Annotated in this window: 19 protein-coding genes and 1 pseudogene; 16 read left to right on the top strand and 4 right to left on the bottom strand. The window is 36.7% G+C overall.

The features are described 5' to 3' along the window. The first annotated feature begins 29 nt into the window (after positions 1-29). Complete coding sequence (locus ABD676_RS16890) at positions 30-1235, top strand: SIR2 family protein (RefSeq protein WP_019974894.1); 1206 nt, start codon at positions 30-32, stop codon at positions 1233-1235. A gap of 98 nt (positions 1236-1333) precedes the next feature. After that, positions 1334-2992, top strand: a complete 1659-nt coding sequence (locus ABD676_RS16885) for an ATP-binding protein (RefSeq protein ID WP_019974893.1) — start codon at positions 1334-1336, stop codon at positions 2990-2992. A gap of 56 nt (positions 2993-3048) precedes the next feature. On the opposite strand, the gene ABD676_RS16880 is transcribed toward ABD676_RS16885, so the two are convergent. The 4 genes from ABD676_RS16880 to ABD676_RS16865 all read right to left on the bottom strand — a co-directional run bounded on the left by ABD676_RS16880 (position 3049) and on the right by ABD676_RS16865 (position 5186). Then, positions 3049-3684, bottom strand: coding sequence for a conjugal transfer protein TraD (locus tag ABD676_RS16880; RefSeq protein ID WP_123860957.1), 636 nt, complete (start codon positions 3682-3684; stop codon positions 3049-3051). A 12-nt stretch (positions 3685-3696) separates the two neighbouring features. Beyond that, positions 3697-4002, bottom strand: coding sequence for a DUF3408 domain-containing protein (locus tag ABD676_RS16875; RefSeq protein WP_066434593.1), 306 nt, complete (start codon positions 4000-4002; stop codon positions 3697-3699). Beyond that, entirely contained in the window at positions 4002-4346 is a 345-nt protein-coding gene (locus ABD676_RS16870) for a DUF3408 domain-containing protein (RefSeq protein WP_344675874.1), read from the bottom strand. Before ABD676_RS16870 ends, ABD676_RS16875 begins: the two co-directional genes overlap by 1 nt. Positions 4347-4418: 72 nt before the next feature. After that, a complete protein-coding gene (locus ABD676_RS16865; protein WP_123860956.1) occupies positions 4419-5186 on the bottom strand; it encodes a ParA family protein in 768 nt (255 codons plus the stop codon). Positions 5187-5885: 699 nt separating this feature from the next. On the opposite strand from ABD676_RS16865, the gene mobA reads away from it, so the two are divergent. From mobA to ABD676_RS16800, 14 genes and pseudogenes are all read left to right on the top strand, one after another. Beyond that, a complete protein-coding gene (gene mobA / locus ABD676_RS16860; RefSeq protein ID WP_182981969.1) occupies positions 5886-6317 on the top strand; it encodes a conjugal transfer protein MobA in 432 nt (143 codons plus the stop codon). A 7-nt stretch (positions 6318-6324) separates the two neighbouring features. Beyond that, positions 6325-7611 (top strand): conjugal transfer protein MobB, encoded by a 1287-nt coding sequence (mobB, locus tag ABD676_RS16855; RefSeq protein WP_078798983.1) that lies wholly within the window; start codon positions 6325-6327, stop codon positions 7609-7611. Positions 7612-7712: 101 nt separating this feature from the next. Then, positions 7713-9713, top strand: coding sequence for a conjugal transfer protein MobC (gene mobC, locus ABD676_RS16850; protein WP_182981968.1), 2001 nt, complete (start codon positions 7713-7715; stop codon positions 9711-9713). A 149-nt stretch (positions 9714-9862) separates the two neighbouring features. After that, on the top strand, positions 9863-10240 hold the full coding sequence (locus ABD676_RS16845) for an ArsR/SmtB family transcription factor (protein WP_024566613.1): 378 nt from the start codon (positions 9863-9865) through the stop codon (positions 10238-10240). Next, complete coding sequence (gene merTP, locus ABD676_RS16840) at positions 10234-10836, top strand: mercuric transport protein MerTP (RefSeq protein WP_024566614.1); 603 nt, start codon at positions 10234-10236, stop codon at positions 10834-10836. The genes ABD676_RS16845 and merTP overlap by 7 nt, the downstream gene beginning before the upstream one ends. After that, a complete protein-coding gene (locus tag ABD676_RS16835) occupies positions 10836-11045 on the top strand; it encodes a GDCCVxC domain-containing (seleno)protein (RefSeq protein WP_078679374.1) in 210 nt (69 codons plus the stop codon). The genes merTP and ABD676_RS16835 overlap by 1 nt, the downstream gene beginning before the upstream one ends. A 69-nt stretch (positions 11046-11114) precedes the next feature. Continuing rightward, positions 11115-11453 (top strand): hypothetical protein, encoded by a 339-nt coding sequence (locus tag ABD676_RS16830; protein WP_024566615.1) that lies wholly within the window; start codon positions 11115-11117, stop codon positions 11451-11453. Positions 11454-11459: 6 nt separating this feature from the next. Next, positions 11460-11870 (top strand): Fur family transcriptional regulator, encoded by a 411-nt coding sequence (locus ABD676_RS16825; protein WP_048499044.1) that lies wholly within the window; start codon positions 11460-11462, stop codon positions 11868-11870. Between the two features lie 55 nt (positions 11871-11925). Beyond that, positions 11926-12252, top strand: a complete 327-nt coding sequence (locus ABD676_RS18285; RefSeq protein ID WP_371131589.1) for a DUF6660 family protein — start codon at positions 11926-11928, stop codon at positions 12250-12252. 150 nt (positions 12253-12402) lie between these two features. Continuing rightward, positions 12403-13593, top strand: a pseudogene (locus ABD676_RS16820) (efflux RND transporter permease subunit); the annotation flags it as partial. Next, positions 13503-14462: an efflux RND transporter permease subunit gene (locus ABD676_RS16815; protein ID WP_310889275.1), complete on the top strand. Its 960-nt coding sequence runs from the start codon at positions 13503-13505 to the stop codon at positions 14460-14462. The pseudogene ABD676_RS16820 and the gene ABD676_RS16815, both read left to right, overlap by 91 nt. Continuing rightward, complete coding sequence (locus tag ABD676_RS16810; protein WP_048499046.1) at positions 14459-15643, top strand: TolC family protein; 1185 nt, start codon at positions 14459-14461, stop codon at positions 15641-15643. The genes ABD676_RS16815 and ABD676_RS16810 overlap by 4 nt, the downstream gene beginning before the upstream one ends. 248 nt (positions 15644-15891) lie before the next feature. Next, on the top strand, positions 15892-16566 hold the full coding sequence (locus ABD676_RS16805) for a response regulator transcription factor (RefSeq protein ID WP_048499047.1): 675 nt from the start codon (positions 15892-15894) through the stop codon (positions 16564-16566). Continuing rightward, positions 16563-17828: a sensor histidine kinase gene (locus ABD676_RS16800; RefSeq protein WP_048499048.1), complete on the top strand. Its 1266-nt coding sequence runs from the start codon at positions 16563-16565 to the stop codon at positions 17826-17828. The genes ABD676_RS16805 and ABD676_RS16800 overlap by 4 nt, the downstream gene beginning before the upstream one ends. The last annotated feature ends 105 nt before the right edge of the window (positions 17829-17933 follow it).

The raw sequence follows: 17933 nt of genomic DNA, 5'->3' as shown, positions 1-17933 counted from the left end.
AAAAAGGTTAACAAATAAAATATGCGAATATGAAATACATTTTACTCAACAATAACAGTTCTGTTGCTTATGATGATAGTGATGCTACTGATATAAAAGTATATATCGACGGCAAACTTCACGATTTCAAAGAAAGTACCGAAAATAGAATTGATTATGCAATTGCAACAAATAGGAATAAATACTCCCAAACTCTAAATAATCAATTTGAGAATTTATTACTTCTAACTGGTGCAGGGTCATCTATTGGTTGGGGAAAAGATGGGAAGTTGGGTAAGTCGATGGCAAATTTATGGGATGATGCGGAAGCTCTTTTAACAGCCGATGTTTTTGGAAAGTTACTTGAAACTATTGGCTACGATGAAAAATGGGATGATGGCTCTATAGTAAAGAATTTAGAAAAGGTTCTTTCTATGGCAACACCTGCTATACCATATATACCCAAAGAGGATATAGATATTGAGGATTGTGTAAACAAAATTAAAGATTTTATCAAAGAAGCCTGTCAATTGAGTTTGCCAGATAATTCGCCACATACGCTCTTATTAAATAAAATAACGAAACGCAAAGTTACTTTACCAAGATTTAAGCTGTTTACATTGAATTATGACCTAATGTTTGAACAATCAGCTTGTGAAAGCAATTTTGTTGTTATAGACGGGTTTTCATTTTCTCAACCAAGAATATTTAGTGGGCGTAATTATGATTACGATATTGTTTCCCGCAATCAAAGTAGAGTAAAAGAAGAAGACAATTTTATTCAAAAAGTTTTCCATTTGTACAAATTACACGGTTCTGTAAATTGGGAAAAGCAAGACAACAAGATTATACAAAAAGAAGAACCTGACGAACCATTGATGATATATCCACATCAATCAAAATATGAAAGCTCTTATGAACAGCCGTATTTTGAAATGATGTCGAGGTTCCAGTCCAATTTGAGAAAGGAGAATGTTTTCCTTATTACAATAGGCTTTAGTTTCGGGGATAAACATATCGTAACCGCAATCATCGAAGCCTTGGAACAAAATCCAGGCTTTCAATTGATGATTGTAAATAAAGGGATAGATGAAACCAACGAAAATATGAAACCCTTTATTGATGCTGCAAACAAATATTCCAATATATCTATTGTTTCAGAAACCTTTGAGGATTTCGCTAAGAATTATCCTGACTTAAAATCTTACAATCAGGAAGATACACGACAAATAGTAATTAATATCCCTAATAGTTAGATATGAGCAATAGCCCCTTTAATCACAGTCATTTTCTTGGGTATGTAAATTTTGTATCCCCTGCATTTGTGAAAGTGCATTTCCCGTCTTCTGTTTTGATGAAAACATTTGTTCACCACGCAGAAGTGTTGAGAGGTGGACTTGTAGGAAACTATATTGTTGTTGAGGGAGAGGAAAAAGGTTTTCTGGGAAAAATGTTGGAAATATCGTTACCTGAAAAAGAACGGTTGGAATTAAGTGAAAGAACTTTTTCAACTAAAGCATTTCATCCAGTAGGAAGAATAGAAATTCTTTTATCATTTGATTTGTTTGACCCGAGTAGAATAGAAAAAGGGATAAATAGCCTCCCACTCATTGGTTCTAAGGTATTCATTTGTTCGTCGGAATTTCTTTCTACACATTTCAAAACCTTTGGCATAAAACCCGAAAATATCGAACATTCTCCTACTTTTAGAATGGGGAATTTGATATACGATAAAAATGTTCCCGTAGATATTTCTTTGCAAGCGATATTTAGTCGTCATTGTGCGGTTGTTGGTACAACAGGAGGAGGGAAAAGTTATACCATCAGCAAATTTATTGAGGGAGTTATAGAAACCGGAGCAAAAGCTATAATCTTAGACCCAACGGGAGAATACTCTACATTTGATGCTCATCCAAAAGTTGACCATTCAACACTGATTTCAGAAAGCTATTTTCCATATCAGAATTTAACCATTAATGATTTATTCGTTCTGTTCAGACCATCAGGACAAGTACAGCAACCCGTTTTATTGGAAGCTATTAAGTCGTTAAAAGTTGCACATTGCTTATTAGGGAATATTCCTAATAATGGACATAATAATGATGGAACTAACGATACTTTTACATTCAGGGGTCAGCAAGTAGTTATAAATAATGGATTAGTTGTAAAACAAAATAATATTACTGCGGCATATAATAATGCCTACTTTACTTATAAATCTATTATAGAAGATTTCACAATAAATAATTTCAGTATAAATCTACTCCACAGGCAAATAGGGAATGAATGTTTTCAAATATTCAACGACCGTTGGGCAAACAATAGAGATGAAAGAAATTATGGAAATGCAACGAGTTTAATAATGCGTGTTAACAATGTAATATCGGACAATGATTATTCCGGTATGTTTGGATTTAATGCTCCAACCACAAATAACCTAATAACCAAGATAGACGAGTTTTTGAATAATCCAGAATTAAATATTTTAAGAATTGGTTTTGAAAATGTACCTTATAATTTTCAGGCAAGAGAAATCTTGGCAAATTCATTGGGAAGATACTTATTGAATAAAGCTCGAACTAATATTTTCAGAGAAAATCCTCTAATTCTCTTTGTAGATGAAGCCCATCAGTTTTTAAACAAGAAAATTAAGGATGAATATTTTGAAAGCACAGAATTAAATGCTTTTGATAACATTGCTAAAGAAAGTCGTAAATATGGATTATTTCTATGTTTATCAACACAAATGCCAAGAGATATTCCTGTTGGTACGCTAAGTCAAATGGGAACATTCATTACTCATAGGCTGATAAATTATCAAGATAAGGAAGCAATCGCGAGTGCTTGCTCGACTGCCAATAAAGAAACTCTTTCTTTTTTACCATCTTTAGGGTCAGGAGAAGCAATTATTATGGGAGTTGATTTTCCAATGCCAATATCAGTCAAAGTAGATATGCCAACAATTACACCGAAGTTCGATACTCCAAAATTTGTAAAAATAGCGGGCACTTAGTTTTATAGCGTTTGAACAATTTTTAATTTGTGTCTAACATACAAAAGGGAGCTTGCCTAAACAAACTCCTCAATGTCAAAATCACTCAAATCACTTTTCCGCAAAGTGGAAGAACTGTCTTCCGTTTCAGATGAAAGGGTGCTATCCAAAAGCTCGGCTATTCTTCGGGAAGCATCTTCCATAGAATTCTCCAATAGGCTGAATAATTCGGTTCCCTGTATTTTTTGAACTATGGCTATCGCTGTTTCCTTTTGGGCTGGTTCCAATTCTTCTTTTTGGAGCAACACCCCCACGGAGCTTAGTTCTTCAAAGGTAACCCCTTGGGCAAAACCGTCATCGCCACCGGATATTCCGTACCTGTTCCAATCTTCTTCCTCTTCCTCCAAATCAGGTATATTACTGAAAACTTCGTCCAGCTCTTCCTTGCGGATTTGAATGCCGACGTTTTCATTTTCGTCGTATTCAATGTCTAAATTAGCGGGGTTTATCTCCGGTTCCTCAATTTGGCGTTCATTGGCAGCGTTTGGCATTGAAAGGCGTTCTACGGATTTTGGCTGCCCCATAATATCGGGCAGGTTCGGATTGACTTTCTTCTGCGGAGGTACTTGTTTTGTCCTTTTCTTAATGACAATCTTATCCTGTAAAAGCAGGACAATGACTATCAGCAGGCATATCACAATTACTATTTCCATAACGTAGGTTTTTTAAAACAAGCCTTTGTACTTTTCGTTGAACTCTTTTGTAATCATATCTTCAAATACTTTAAAATGATGTTCAAGAATATTATTGAGATAGGCAAACAAGGGTATTTTATCATCGCCTATAATCTGGACTATGCGGGTTAAACGCTCGTGATGTTCAGGACTTAGGTATATGCTTTTATTGCCTCTTTTCTGCATTTTATTCATTTGCATAAATGCGTTTTCATAGGTTGTTTTAGCTGTATTGCTAACTGTATCGGAGTTGCTGCCGGCTGCAACAGTATTCCTGTTCTTTTTATCTTTCTTCATTATAGAATGGGTTTAAAATGTTCATTGAAATAATCGGTAATATCGTCCCCGTACTCCCTGAAATGATGTTCAAGAATATTGTCAATGTAAGAGTAGAGCGTTGTTCTTTCTTCCCTTGTCAGTTGAACGATGCGGAGCAATCTTTCGTGGTATTCAGGGCGTATGTAAACGACCTTGCCATTACGCCCCGATGGAAAACGATTGACCAAAAACGTTTCCTCGTAGTCCGCTTTCTTTGATGAACTGTTACGGGCTTTTTCCCTGGGCTTGTTTTCCTTTGGTACATCCTGCTTTTTGTTAATGGTCGGTGGAGCAACAGGCTCATCGCCGCTTATGACGTTCATAAGGTATTCCTCATCAACATTGGGCTTTTCAAAATCGTTGTTTTTGTTATCTGAAGCCATACTTTACTATTTTTATAGATGAGTGATTTTTAAAAATTCCTCGACAAACAAATCCATTTTAGTTGCTTTCATTAACTGTGGTTCGGCAGGCAGCAAACTTGACCTGAATACATAACTGGCTGTGTCGTCTGTTTCCTTTCGGAAACGCTTGCTGTCCATTATCCTTGTTTCCATTATGGGCAGGTTGAGTTCTTTGATGACACTTTGATACGCATCATACAAACCTGTTTTTTCCCTGCCATCCACTTGGTTCCAGAACAGCCACATCTCTTGTTCGGGATTGCCCTCGTCCGTTTGGGGAAGTCCGAGAAAGGCTTTGGTAAAGCCCAATGTACTTTCCACTACCAAACGGTCGGCAGTAATGGGCGAAAAGATGAAGTCCATTTTTTTTAAGGTTGTCAGTACACCTTTGGTATTGGCTGTTCCCGGCAGGTCGAAGAAAATAACATCCGGCACAACCGCCGACTGGCTTCTGTATTCCGATGCTTTCTCCAGAGCTGTTTCAGCCTTGCATTTGATAATCGGGTACGCTTTTTTGTTGATGGCTTGAAACTGCTTCATTGCCGCCTTTTTATGGTAGTCGTTCTGCATTATGGTTCTCTTATCCCGTTCACGCATATTGGTCAGGCTGTGTTGCGGAAAGTCGCAGTCCATCACCAGCACATTAAAACCTAAACGGTAGTGAAGCACACTTGCCAGCAAGGTGGTCATTGTAGATTTTCCCACACCGCCTTTTTGGGTGGAGAAGCTGATTTTTAAAGTTTTCTTTGTTGTTTCCATTATTTAAAAATTTATTGTTACACACTTTATTTGTTTTGCAGGATTGAATATTGGTTTATCTGATTATTACCTCATTCCTATATTCCTGCATTCCCTTTTGCGTACTTTCCTGCACAGGTATTTGCTTTCATTTTTGCCTTGTCAGGCACATTCTTTAGCAAGTGGCAAACCTTACAATAGGTAAATTGCTTTACCGCTTTTATGCTTTTACACTTTTATTGTTTTATGCTTTTAAAACCTTATGCTTTTATTCCAAACTGCCTGTTTGCAAACCTGATTTTCTTCTTTGTCGAAATACATTTTTTACTACCTGCACTAAAATTATACGGCAAATAAAGCGATTGATTTATCCGCTGATTGAGGTGTGGCAGTGTTTGGCACTCAAAGGCAGTCTTTGTCCGGGTATCGCATTGCAATACTCTTACAGGTAGGGCTTTACTTTGTACAATGATTATTATTAACGGATTTATGCAAAAGTCTTTTGACAAAATGGAGGGTAACGGGAACGGCATCGAGCCGTTTTCCCTGTTACATTTAATCCGTCCCGAAGGGCGGATTTTTGTGTTCAACGGAACACGGCAAGTTGTGTTTTGAGCATCTCGGAATGATTTCCGATGCTCAAAACAACTTGCCCTTTGCAGGGGGCAGAAAACACCTTCCGAAGTCAGGGTTTTGTATGGATTTTAAAATGGATTAGTGATGAACGATAACAACAAAAAGCAATTGAAAAAGACAGGACGCCGCCCCAAAGAAGACCCGGCGACCATTCGCTATACGATTTCCTTTAACGAGCAGGAACACGCCCGTTTTCTTGCCCTTTTTGATAAATCAGGTATGCAGGTAAAGGCGCACTTTATAACGTCCTGCATCTTTGAAAAGACCATAAAGACCATCCAGATTGACAAGGGAACGGTTGATTTTTATATGCGGCTGACCTCTTTTCACAGCCAGTTCCGTTCCATCGGTGTGAACTATAACCAAATTGTAAAGCTGTTGTACAAGAATTTTTCCGAGAAAAAGGCGGCTGCGTTTCTGTACAAACTGGAAAAACAGACGGCTGAAATGGCAATGCTGTGTCAGAAAATCATTCAGATTACCGAAAAATTTGAGGAAGAACACCTAAAAAAATAATGTAATAGTGATAGCGAAAATCGGAAGAAGCGGAAATTTATACGGGGCATTGGCGTACAATCAGCTTAAAGTGGAGAATGAAAACGGGCAGATTTTGTTTGCCAACAAGATGATTGAAACCGCAAGCGGTCATTATTCCGTGGCACAATTAGCACAATCTTTTGCGCCTTACCTGATAGCCAACCGAAACACCGAGAAACATACGCTGCATATTTCGCTCAATCCTGACCCAAACGACAAGGTAAATGATGATAAGTTTCGGGAAATGGCAGAACAGTATATGCGGGAAATGGGTTACGGAGAACAGCCTTTTGTGGTATTCAAACACACGGATATTGACCGCAACCATATACACATTGTATCGGTTTGCGTGGACGAGCAGGGTAAAAAGATTTCGGATAAATTCGAGAAAATGCGGTCTATGAATGTATGCCGTGAACTGGAAAGACAACACGGGCTGATACCCGCAACAGACAAAGAGCGCAACCAAACTGATAAGGTTTTCCGTCCGGTAGATTATCGGACAGGAGATGTAAAGAGCCAAATCGCTTCGGTCGTTCGCCACCTGCCGAACTACTACCAGTACCAAACTTTGGGCGAGTACAATGCCCTGCTTTCCCTCTTCAATATTACCGCCGAGAAAATCGAGGGCGAATTACAGGGAAAGATGCAGCAGGGCTTATTATATATTCCGCTAAATGAAAAAGGCGAAAGAGCCGGGCATCCGTTCAAGGCTTCGCTGTTCGGAAAGAGCGCAGGGCTTCCGGCATTGGAACTGCATTTTGCGAAATGCAAAACCGCTTTGAAAGACAGCCCCACCAAGCAGACCCTAAAATCTGCCGTTACCATCGCCTTGAAAACCACTGGCGATGAACAGGCATTTAAAAAGCAGTTATCGGAACAGGGCATTAACGTAGTAGTGCGCCAAAATGATACAGGTCGTATTTATGGTATCACATTTATTGACCACAATTCCAAATCAGTTTGGAACGGTTCACGTTTGGCAACAGAACTTTCTGCGAACACCTTTAATGATTATTGGAACAATAATATCAAACCGGATATTAAAGAACCTGCCGTTTTACAACCCAAACTATCCATATCAAATGATGCGGATCTTCCGCAGGAAGAACCACACCATTTGTTCGACTTCTTATCTACGGATAAACACGAAGACGGTTTGATTGAAGCACTGGGTGGCTTACTGCCCGAAGCACAGGGCGAAGATTACGAAGAACAAGACTTTGCCAATAAGATGAAGAAGAAGCGCAAACACCAACGAGGTCAGAAATAATATTTAGCCAAACACTGCCACACAACGCCACTGGCTGCCACATTCTTAGAGCCACTCCATAGAGCCTTTAAATTCACGCCCGAACATTAAAACTTTAAATAATGCAGGGAGAAGACGATTTAAGAGGGCTTGCCAAGATAATGGCTTTTATGCGGGCGGTCAGTATTCTTTTGGTGCTGATGCACCTTTATTGGTTCTGCTACGGTTTCTTTTTAGAACGTGGCTGGACGTTGGAAGTCATCAATAAGATATTAGGCAATTTCGACCGGACGGCGGGTTTGTTTTCACATATCCTTTACACCAAAGCATTTGCTTTGGTTTTACTGGCTTTAAGCTGCTTAGGAACAAAGGGTGTAAAGAACGAGAAGATAACCTGGTCTAAAATCTACGTGGCTTTGGGCGTTGGTTTTGTGCTGTTCTTCCTGAACACTCCGTTGCTAAAGCTATCTCCAGTAATAGGTACATTCCTGTATATACTTACTATCTCGTTAGGTTATATCGCCTTGTTGATGGCGGGCGTATGGATGAGCCGATTGCTTCGCACTAACCTGATGGACGATGTGTTCAACAACGAGAACGAGAGCTTTCAACAGGAAACCAAGCTGATGGAAAACGAGTATTCCGTTAACCTGCCCACCAAATTTTACTACAAAGACAAATGGAACAACGGTTGGATAAACATTGTAAATCCGTTCAGGGCATCAATAGTTTTGGGTACTCCGGGTTCAGGCAAATCTTATGCTATCGTAAACAACTACATCAAGCAGCAGATTGAGAAAGGCTTTAGTATGTACATCTACGATTTCAAGTTCGACGACCTTTCCACCATTGCCTACAATCATTTGCTGAAGCACAGGGATAAGTACAAAGTTCAGCCGAAATTTTACGTGATAAATTTCGACGACCCACGCAAGAGCCACCGTTGCAACCCGCTCAATCCCGACTTTATGACGGATATTTCAGATGCCTACGAAGCCGCATATACCATAATGCTGAACCTTAACAGGTCGTGGATACAGAAGCAAGGGGATTTTTTCGTGGAAAGCCCAATTATCTTATTGGCTGCTATTATTTGGTATCTGAAAATCTATGAGGATGGCAAGTATTGTACATTCCCACACGCTATTGAATTACTGAATAAAAAGTATTCGGATGTATTCACGATTTTAACTTCATACCCGGATTTGGAAAATTATTTGTCGCCCTTTATGGATGCGTGGCAAGGTGGAGCGCAAGACCAGTTACAAGGACAAATCGCATCGGCAAAAATTCCGCTATCAAGGATGATTAGCCCACAACTTTACTGGGTAATGACGGGCGATGATTTTACGCTTGACATCAACAACCCGAAAGAACCTAAAATTTTGTGCGTGGGTAACAATCCCGACCGTCAAAATATTTATTCCGCAGCTTTGGGTTTATACAATTCGAGGATTGTAAAGCTGATAAACAAAAAGGGACAGCTAAAGAGTTCCGTTATCATAGATGAGTTGCCCACAATTTATTTCAGGGGACTGGACAATCTTATCGCAACGGCGAGAAGTAATAAGGTAGCGGTATGTTTGGGCTTTCAGGATTTTTCGCAATTAACAAGGGATTACGGCGACAAGGAAAGCAAGGTAATACAGAATACTGTCGGTAATATATTCAGTGGTCAGGTGGTTGGCGAAACAGCAAAAAGCCTTTCGGAACGTTTCGGTAAAGTATTACAGAAACGCCAAAGTATGACCATTAACCGCAATGATAAATCTACCTCTATTTCGACACAGTTAGACAGCCTTATTCCGGCTTCCAAAATCTCAACACTTACACAAGGTTTGTTTGTTGGTTCTGTATCAGATAACTTTGATGAACGTATCGAGCAGAAGATATTTCACGCCGAAATTGTAGTGGACAATGAAAAGGTAGCGGCAGAAAGCAAAGCCTATCAGCAAATACCGCAAATCTTATCTTTTGTAAATGAGCAGGGCGAGGATAAGATGAAGCAGGAAATAGAAAACAATTACAAGCAGATAAAATCAGACATTCTGAATATTGTTGTTAGTGAAATGGAGCGTATCAAGAATGACCCTAACTTACAGCATTTGGTGCAGAAAGAATGATTATACTAAATATTTTTGTGATTTTTCTATTAATATATTGTTAGAAGAATTAAAAGTAACAGCACCATTACGTCAACATATAAAATGCCAAATTTTAATACTCATAATTTAGCATTTGCTTAAATAAACAAATTAGTTACATTTGCATTATGGATAATACTTCTTGTACACGACAACAGGCAGACATTAAACAAATCAATCGCTGTAAAGAAAGAGTTTCGGAACTCCACAGTTCGTTTGACTATTTGTCGAACGCACTTGAATTGACTGGAAACAATGTAAGACTGAAAATTCTGTTTCTTCTTTATGAAGAAAAACGACTTTGTGTTTGTGATGTGAGTGAAATTCTTGGAATGACAATTTCAGCGATTTCTCAGCACTTGAGAAAACTTAAAGACCGAAAGCTTATTGAAACCGAAAGAGAGGCGCAAACCATTTTTTACTCATTGACAAAAGAGTATGAGAAAATGTTGGACCCATTTTTTAAAATACTTGACGATAAAAAAAATTTAGAAACAATATGGTAACGGACGGAAAACTAATTGGGACTGGACTTTTGACAGCAATAGCAGCTTCATTATGTTGCATTACACCTGTTTTGGCTCTCATAGCAGGAACAAGTGGACTTGCTTCAACTTTCTCTTGGCTCGAACCTTTTCGTCCATATTTTATCGGGTTAACTATTTTAGTGCTTGCTTTTGCTTGGTATCAAAAATTGAAACCGCAAAAGAAAATTGACTGCAACTGTGAAACAACTGAAAAATCAAACTTTATGAAAACAAAATCATTTTTAGGAATTATTACCGTTATGGCGGCTTTACTTTTATCATTTCCGCTTTATGCTCACATTTTTTTTCCAAAGACCGAAAGTAAAGCAATTATTACCCAAACTTCCAAAATTCAGAAAGTTGAGTTTACAATCAAAGGGATGACTTGTTCAGGTTGTGAACACCACGTTAAAACGGAAGTTAGTAAACTAAAAGGAATTGTGGAAGTTGTGGTTTCTTATGAGAAAGGCAATGCCATTGTTAAGTTTGACAACAAACAAACAAGTATTATAGAAATTGAAAAAGCTATCAATTCGACAGGTTATAAATCACTAAAAAGTAAAATTATATCATAATGGAAATTAAATTACAATCAATTATAACTTGCCCAAATTGCGGATACAAAAAAGAGGAAACAATGCCAACAGATGCTTGCCAATATTTTTATGAATGTGAAAATTGCAAGACAAGATTAAAACCATTACAAGGCGATTGTTGTGTGTATTGTAGTTATGCCAGTGTTCCTTGTCCATCAATACAACAGGATAAAAAATGTTGCTATTAGAAACCAATTAAGAGAAAAAAATGTTCAGTTTTTTCAAAAAATATTTTCAAAAATTTAAGAAGAATACTTATGCTATCAACAGAAAAAACATTATCAGAAGTAATTGAAGTACTAAGACAAAGGGGTTATACGGAAGACTTTAATCTATTGGAAGAAAACATTTCGTACAAAATAGACGGAGAGAAAGTTAATTTAAGGGACATTGTTATTGATAAAATTTATCGTTTTACTGGGCTTAATGACTTGGAAGATGAGGCTATCTTATATGCGATGAGAAACCAAAAAGATGGAGCAAAAGGTGTTTTCGTAAATGGTTATGGTACATACTCTGACAGTGCAGCAAACAGCATCATTGAGCAAATATCAGTTGACGAGGACGATAATGATGATTGGACGATAGAAAATTAAATCACAATGACTGAATTAGAAAAAATTTTACAGCAAAAAGCTATAAAACCCACCGCTATGCGTTTGTTGGTGGTTGAAAAGTTATTGAAACAACAATATGCAGTAAGTCATAAAGAGCTGGCAGAACAGTTTGAAAAAGCAGATAATATTACTCTCTTCAGAACACTTAAAGTATTCCTGGAACACAAACTTGTCCATACCATTGATGATGGAAGCGGAGTGATTAAATACGCACTTTGCCAATCAGGATGCAATTGTAATTTATCAGAACTGCACACACATTTTTATTGTACCGACTGCAAACATACTTTTTGCCTTACTGAAACAGAAATTCCGAACATCGAAGTTCCTCAAAACTTTAAATTAGATGGAGCTAATTTAGTTCTTAAGGGGAAATGCGACAAATGTAACAAATAGATTTTTTCAACTTTGCAATTCTATTGCACAATCTATTTATTTATATTTGTAGCTGATGAAACTATTTATATTCATATTCAGTATATATTTTCTGGCATTATCCTTAATGCCGTGTACTGATGCGTGTGGTATGGATACCAGTAATACTTCAAAATCAGAGCTTTCTAATACAAGCAATGGTCAAACGAAAAACGGCGATTTATGCAGTCCTTTTTGTTCTTGTGCTACTTGTCATACCGTTGTGAATTTTACGTTTCAAACGTTCAAAATAAACGAGGCAAAGCCAAGTCTTAGCAAGATACAAAAATTCCCACTTCAAAATTTCAATTTCATTTCCAATTATCACGGAAACATTTGGCAGCCGCCAAAGATTAATACTTAATATTTTCAGCAAATGTATTTATTGGTAATGGATGATATATTCATTTACTATTAGATAGGTGTATTATCTAAATTGCACATTTAGCTGTCCTTTCTGTAACGGACAGAAAGTATTTATATCCATTATTATTAATTATTAATCAAATGAATTGTGTTAGACAGTATCATAAAATTTAGCATTAAGAACAAGCTCGTCATTGGAATAATGACATTGTTGCTCATTATTTGGGGAGTGTGGAGTGCCACAAAATTACCCATTGATGCCGTACCCGATATTACAAATAATCAGGTGCAAATAATTACGGTTTGCCCCACATTGGCGGCTCAGGAAGTAGAACAATTAGTAACTTTTCCGATAGAGCAAAGCATTGCTAATATTCCCGATTTAGAAGAAACCAGAAGTATTTCTAGGTTTGGTTTGTCCGTAATTACAGTTGTATTTAAGGAAAAAGTAGACATTTATTTTGCCCGACAGCTCATTAATGAAAAACTGAAAGAAGCAGAAGAAAAAATTCCGAACGGAATAGGGACACCTGAACTGGCTCCGGTCAGTACAGGGCTTGGTCAGATATACGAATATATAATACATCCCAAAAAGGGAAGTGAAAATAAATACAATGCCAAAGACCTTCGTACAATGCAGGACTGGATTGTTGCAAGGCAACTGTATGGTACACCCGGAATTGCAGAAGTAAATAGTTTTGGTGGCGAGCTAAAGCAATATGAAGTTGCTGTTAATCCTAATCGCTTAAAGGCTATGGATATAAGTATTACCGATATTTTCAACGCTCTTGAAAAAAATAACCAAAATACAGGGGGAGCATATATTGATAAGAAACCAAGTGCTTATTTTGTTAGAGGTATTGGTTTGGTTACATCATTAGAAGATATAAAAAACATCAGTGTAAAAAATAATCCTGGCAGTGTTCCAATTTTTATAAAAGATGTGGCAGATGTACGATTTGGTAATGCTGTAAGATATGGGGCTATGACATATAATGGAGAAGTTGATGCAGTAGGCGGTGTGGTAATGATGCTAAAAGGCGAAAATGCCAATAATGTAATTGAAAAAATAAAAGAAAAACTTCCTACTATACAAAAGTCATTACCTGATGATATTATTATTGAACCCTATATAGACCGTTCAGTTTTAGTTGACAAGGCAATGAGTACCGTAGAAAAAAACCTGATAGAAGGTGCGTTGATTGTTATCTTTGTATTAGTACTTTTTTTAGGAAATTTTAGAGCCGGATTAATAGTAGCTTCCGCTATTCCATTAGCAATGCTGTTTGCCTTAGCGATGATGAATGTGTTTGGTGTAAGCGCCAATTTAATGAGTTTGTAGATGTTTCTTTTGCAGGTGAAAAAGTATCTGAAATATATGAGGGAAACAAGACCTTTGATTTGATGCTTCGTTTAGATGATGCCAATAGAGGAAATATTGACAAGATTAAAAATGCAATGATTGATGGGACTAATGGTCAAAAAATTCCTTTGTACTATGTAGCTGATGTCGTAAGTACTACTGGTCCTAATACCATTAACCGTGAAAATGTACAACGTAAAACGGTAGTGTCTGCCAATGTTTCGGGTAGAGATCAAAAAAGTGTGGTAGAGGAAATTCAGAAAATTATCAATGAAAAAGTAAAACTTCCAGAAGATTATCATATCGAATATGGTGGTCAATTTGAAGCTGAAGCCGAAGCATCGAAAACGCTTATAGCTACTTCATTGCTGTCTATTTTAATCATTTTCTTAATCTTATTCAGAGAATTTAAAACCGTAAAATTAGCGGCTATCATTCTGATAAACTTACCATTAGCTTTAATTGGCGGGGTGTTCAGTATTTATTTCACCAGCGGAATTTTAAGTATTCCTGCAATCATTGGTTTTATCACTTTATTTGGGGTGGCAACACGTAATGGGATTTTATTAATATCGCATTACAATACACTTCGTGAAGAAGGATATACGCTTTTTGATACCGTAATACAAGGTTCTAAAGATAGGTTAAGCCCTATTTTAATGACTGCTTTAACCGCAGGTTTAGCACTTATTCCGCTAGCTATTGCTGGAGATTTACCAGGTAACGAGATTCAAAGTCCAATGGCAAAAGTTATTTTAGGTGGTTTACTTACTTCTACCATTCTGAATATCTTCATTGTACCAGCAGTCTATTATTTATCGAACAAAAAAGAAGCTACAAAATGAAAATAAATAGCATCGCTTTGTTGGTTGCCTGTCTTTGGGTAGCCAACGCAGAAGCACAGTCAGGGTTGGAAACAATCCTGACTGATATTAGTAAGAATAACAAAACTTTACAAAGTCAATCCAAATATTGGGAAGCTCAAAAATTGCAATTCAAAACAGGAAATACCTTGTATGATCCTACAATAAGTTACGATTATATGCGTGGTACCCCCAGTGCAGTGGCTGGAAATCAAACCGATATTAGTGTGATACAAAGATTTGATTTTCCTACAGTGTACGGTAAAAAGAAAAATTTAGCCAACGAAAAGAGTAAACAAGGAGATTTCGCATTACTTGCTACTAAACAAGATATTTTGTTAGAAGCGAAAAAATCGGCTATAGAACTTATTTACCGGAATAAATTGCAAGAAAAAATCAAAGAAAGAAAAACCAAAACTGAAAAGTTTCTTTCGGATTTTCAAACCAAATTAAATAGAGGTGAAGGAAATATTTTAGATGTCAACAAAGCAAAATTACAGTTAATTGAAATTAATAAAGATTTGAAGTTGAATACATCTTCAATTAATCAGCTTCAGCAAAAATTAACAGAACTCAATGGTGGTATTGATGTTATTTTTAATGAATCGGAATATCCTGAAGTTATTGCAATACCTTCTTTTGAAGAGCTAGAAGAAATCATCGAAGCTCAAGATCCAACAAGAAAACTATTGCAACAACAAACAACAATTGCCCAACAACAAATTCAGGTTACCAAGGCAATGGCTTTACCAAAATTTGAAGCAGGTTATCACTATCAAGGTATTTTGGGACAAAATTTTCACGGAGCTCGTATTGGGATGTCTATCCCTCTATGGGAAAATAAAAACCGTGTAAAACAAAGTATGGCTGAGTTGGAAATGAACGAAGTACAGTTGAATGAACATAAAGTGGAGCATTATTACAACATAAAAAGCCTTTATGAAAAATACACCAACTTACAAAAAACACTCGACGAATACCAAACGGTTTTAGAAAGTATCAACAGCATTCAGTTACTAGATAAAGCTTTGCGATTCGGAGAAATTACAACCATTCAATATTTCTTAGAAGCCAGTTACTACTACCAAGCTAGTAATAATTATTTACTTACCGAAAAAGAGTATCAAGATGTAATTGCAGAATTACTGAAATATCAATTGTAATAATATTGAAGAAAAACACATAAAGCCTTGTAAAAAATAAATTTTGCAAGGCTTTGTTTTACTCAAAAAAACAGACGTTTTTAGCTACGAATGTATTTAGTTAAGTTTTATAATATCTTTTAATACTCCTCAAAGCTACATTAAATTGCTATAATTATGGGGAGCGTTATTGATATTTTAAGTATGTCTAACGTTAGTATCCAAATTCTCTCCAAAATTATTGTTTAAATTTGTACAAATCGAATCAAATGAGGCTATTGGTAATCGAAGACGAATCCGATTTGTTACAAAGCATTTTGGAATATTTCAAGCAGGAATATTTCCGTTGCGAGGGAGTCACAACGTTTTATGAAGGGATCGAACGAGTGGAATCTTTCGATTATGATTGTATTATCCTTGATATCAATCTTCCTGATGGAAACGGATTAAAACTATTACAACATATTAGAGAGGATAAAAAGCAAGATGGTGTCATTATCATCTCCGCTCGTGATTCCCTGGATGACAAAATTGATGGGTTATTGTTGGGAGCAGACGACTATGTTACCAAACCTTTTCATTTGTCTGAACTAAATGCCAGGGTAAAAGCTTTGATCCGTAGAAAGTATAATCAAGGTAGCGCGGTACTTGAAGTGGGTAGTTTACAGCTTAATCTTTTAAATAGACAAATTACCTGTCATGGGGAAGAACTTCAGTTTACCAGAAGCGAATTTGATCTACTGGCTTATCTGCTCAATAATGCTAACCGGGTGGTTAGCAGGCAGGCTATAGCAGAGCATTTGTATGGAGACCGCACCGATAATATGCCGTCGTTTGATTTTGTTTACTCTCAAATAAAAAACCTAAAACGTAAATTGAAAGAAAGAGATTGTGATGAGTTGATACAGACAGTTTATGGATTAGGATATAAGATTTCATTATGAGTAGCCCACTTTTACAACGTCATACCAAATCATTGTTGATTTGGCTTCCACTTATCCTAGTTATCAGTTCGGCTATCTTTTATTTTGTGTTGAAAGGACATGCTCACCACGCTGAGGAGAAGTATCTTTTGCTAAAACAACAAAATGTATGGAACAGCTTTATGGCTACATCGGGAAATCTAGAACGACACATAACCGGTGAATATAGTATTGAAGAGAAAAATACATCAAGTGAGGTGGTATTAAATATCCCTAGAGATACCGCCCTATTCTATGAAATGGAAGGAAAGAAACTTCCTTTTAAGGTATTAACAAAAGAATATCAATGGAAGAATGCTTCTTATCTTGTCTCGACCTATATTTCTTCAACGGAGACAGCTCATCTTATTGCCAAGGTATTTTTTTCGGAAGCGATTATCCTTTTGGTTTTATTGATTACGATTGTCCTGGTAAGCCGAAAAAGCTCTGTTAGGCTTTGGCAACCTTTCTTTTCAAGTATAGATGCTGCTGAAAAGTTTGATCTTAACAGGAACAATGAGTTGCGACTTCCTGCGTTAACTGGAACTACTGAATTTGACAGGCTTAATGAATCACTCAATAAACTGGTTGAAAATGTAAATAGAGCCTATCATAATCAAAAGCAGTTTGTTGAAAATGCTTCGCACGAAAGCCAGACACCACTTGCTATTATCCGGGCCAAGCTTGAATTACTTATTAATTATCCAAATATTGATGAGAAGGAAGCGCTATTGCTAGGTGATATAACAAATGCAACAAATCGCTTGAGTGAGATGAACAAGACTTTGTTATTACTTGCCAAAATTGAGAATAATCAATTTCCTGAGACTGAACGTATAAATGTAAATGAGGTTGTTCAGGAAATATCAGGAAACTGTGAAGCATACATAGATGATTGTCCTCGTATGACAAGTACAGTTGTTGACCATATTACGGTTACCGCTAATCGAACATTGATTGAAATCCTTGTTTCAAATATTATCAATAATGCTATCGTACATAATAATGAAAAAAAAGAAATAAGAATTAGTATAGAAGACAGTAAGGTAAAAATAGAAAATACAGGGAATCCTTTGCTCATAGATCCAGAAGCCTTATTTGAACGCTTCCGGAAGAACACTTATCAAAAGAATACTACAGGTTTAGGATTGGCGCTGGTAAAGCAAATCTGTCAATTATATGGTTACACTGTAAAATACAATTATATAAATGGTTGGCATAATGTAGAAATTTGCTTTAGCTGATTGTTTCTCCAAAATCTCTCCAAAATCACATTATAGCTTTGCTACATAATCAAAATTATCAATAGCTGATAAATATTATGTTGCAAAGTATTTTTAAAAAGAAAT

It is taken from the genome of Sphingobacterium kyonggiense (assembly GCF_039536825.1).
Lineage (GTDB): Bacteria > Bacteroidota > Bacteroidia > Sphingobacteriales > Sphingobacteriaceae > Sphingobacterium > Sphingobacterium kyonggiense.
This window is presented reverse-complemented; position numbering and strand designations above follow the sequence as displayed.

What these genes read in the sequence shown, in the direction of transcription:
- ABD676_RS16810 (WP_048499046.1), top strand. Translation starts at nt 14,459, where the DNA reads ATGAAAATAAATAGCATCGCTTTGTTGGTTGCCTGTCTTTGGGTAGCC.
- ABD676_RS16835 (WP_078679374.1), top strand. Translation starts at nt 10,836, where the DNA reads ATGGAAATTAAATTACAATCAATTATAACTTGCCCAAATTGCGGATAC.
- ABD676_RS16845 (WP_024566613.1), top strand. Translation starts at nt 9,863, where the DNA reads ATGGATAATACTTCTTGTACACGACAACAGGCAGACATTAAACAAATC.
- mobA (WP_182981969.1), top strand. Translation starts at nt 5,886, where the DNA reads ATGAACGATAACAACAAAAAGCAATTGAAAAAGACAGGACGCCGCCCC.
- ABD676_RS16800 (WP_048499048.1), top strand. Translation starts at nt 16,563, where the DNA reads ATGAGTAGCCCACTTTTACAACGTCATACCAAATCATTGTTGATTTGG.
- ABD676_RS16880 (WP_123860957.1), bottom strand. Translation starts at nt 3,684, where the DNA reads ATGGAAATAGTAATTGTGATATGCCTGCTGATAGTCATTGTCCTGCTT.
- ABD676_RS16885 (WP_019974893.1), top strand. Translation starts at nt 1,334, where the DNA reads ATGAAAACATTTGTTCACCACGCAGAAGTGTTGAGAGGTGGACTTGTA.
- ABD676_RS16830 (WP_024566615.1), top strand. Translation starts at nt 11,115, where the DNA reads ATGCTATCAACAGAAAAAACATTATCAGAAGTAATTGAAGTACTAAGA.
- ABD676_RS16805 (WP_048499047.1), top strand. Translation starts at nt 15,892, where the DNA reads ATGAGGCTATTGGTAATCGAAGACGAATCCGATTTGTTACAAAGCATT.
- ABD676_RS16825 (WP_048499044.1), top strand. Translation starts at nt 11,460, where the DNA reads ATGACTGAATTAGAAAAAATTTTACAGCAAAAAGCTATAAAACCCACC.
- ABD676_RS18285 (WP_371131589.1), top strand. Translation starts at nt 11,926, where the DNA reads ATGAAACTATTTATATTCATATTCAGTATATATTTTCTGGCATTATCC.
- ABD676_RS16890 (WP_019974894.1), top strand. Translation starts at nt 30, where the DNA reads ATGAAATACATTTTACTCAACAATAACAGTTCTGTTGCTTATGATGAT.
- merTP (WP_024566614.1), top strand. Translation starts at nt 10,234, where the DNA reads ATGGTAACGGACGGAAAACTAATTGGGACTGGACTTTTGACAGCAATA.
- ABD676_RS16870 (WP_344675874.1), bottom strand. Translation starts at nt 4,346, where the DNA reads ATGAACGTCATAAGCGGCGATGAGCCTGTTGCTCCACCGACCATTAAC.
- ABD676_RS16875 (WP_066434593.1), bottom strand. Translation starts at nt 4,002, where the DNA reads ATGAAGAAAGATAAAAAGAACAGGAATACTGTTGCAGCCGGCAGCAAC.
- mobC (WP_182981968.1), top strand. Translation starts at nt 7,713, where the DNA reads ATGCAGGGAGAAGACGATTTAAGAGGGCTTGCCAAGATAATGGCTTTT.
- ABD676_RS16865 (WP_123860956.1), bottom strand. Translation starts at nt 5,186, where the DNA reads ATGGAAACAACAAAGAAAACTTTAAAAATCAGCTTCTCCACCCAAAAA.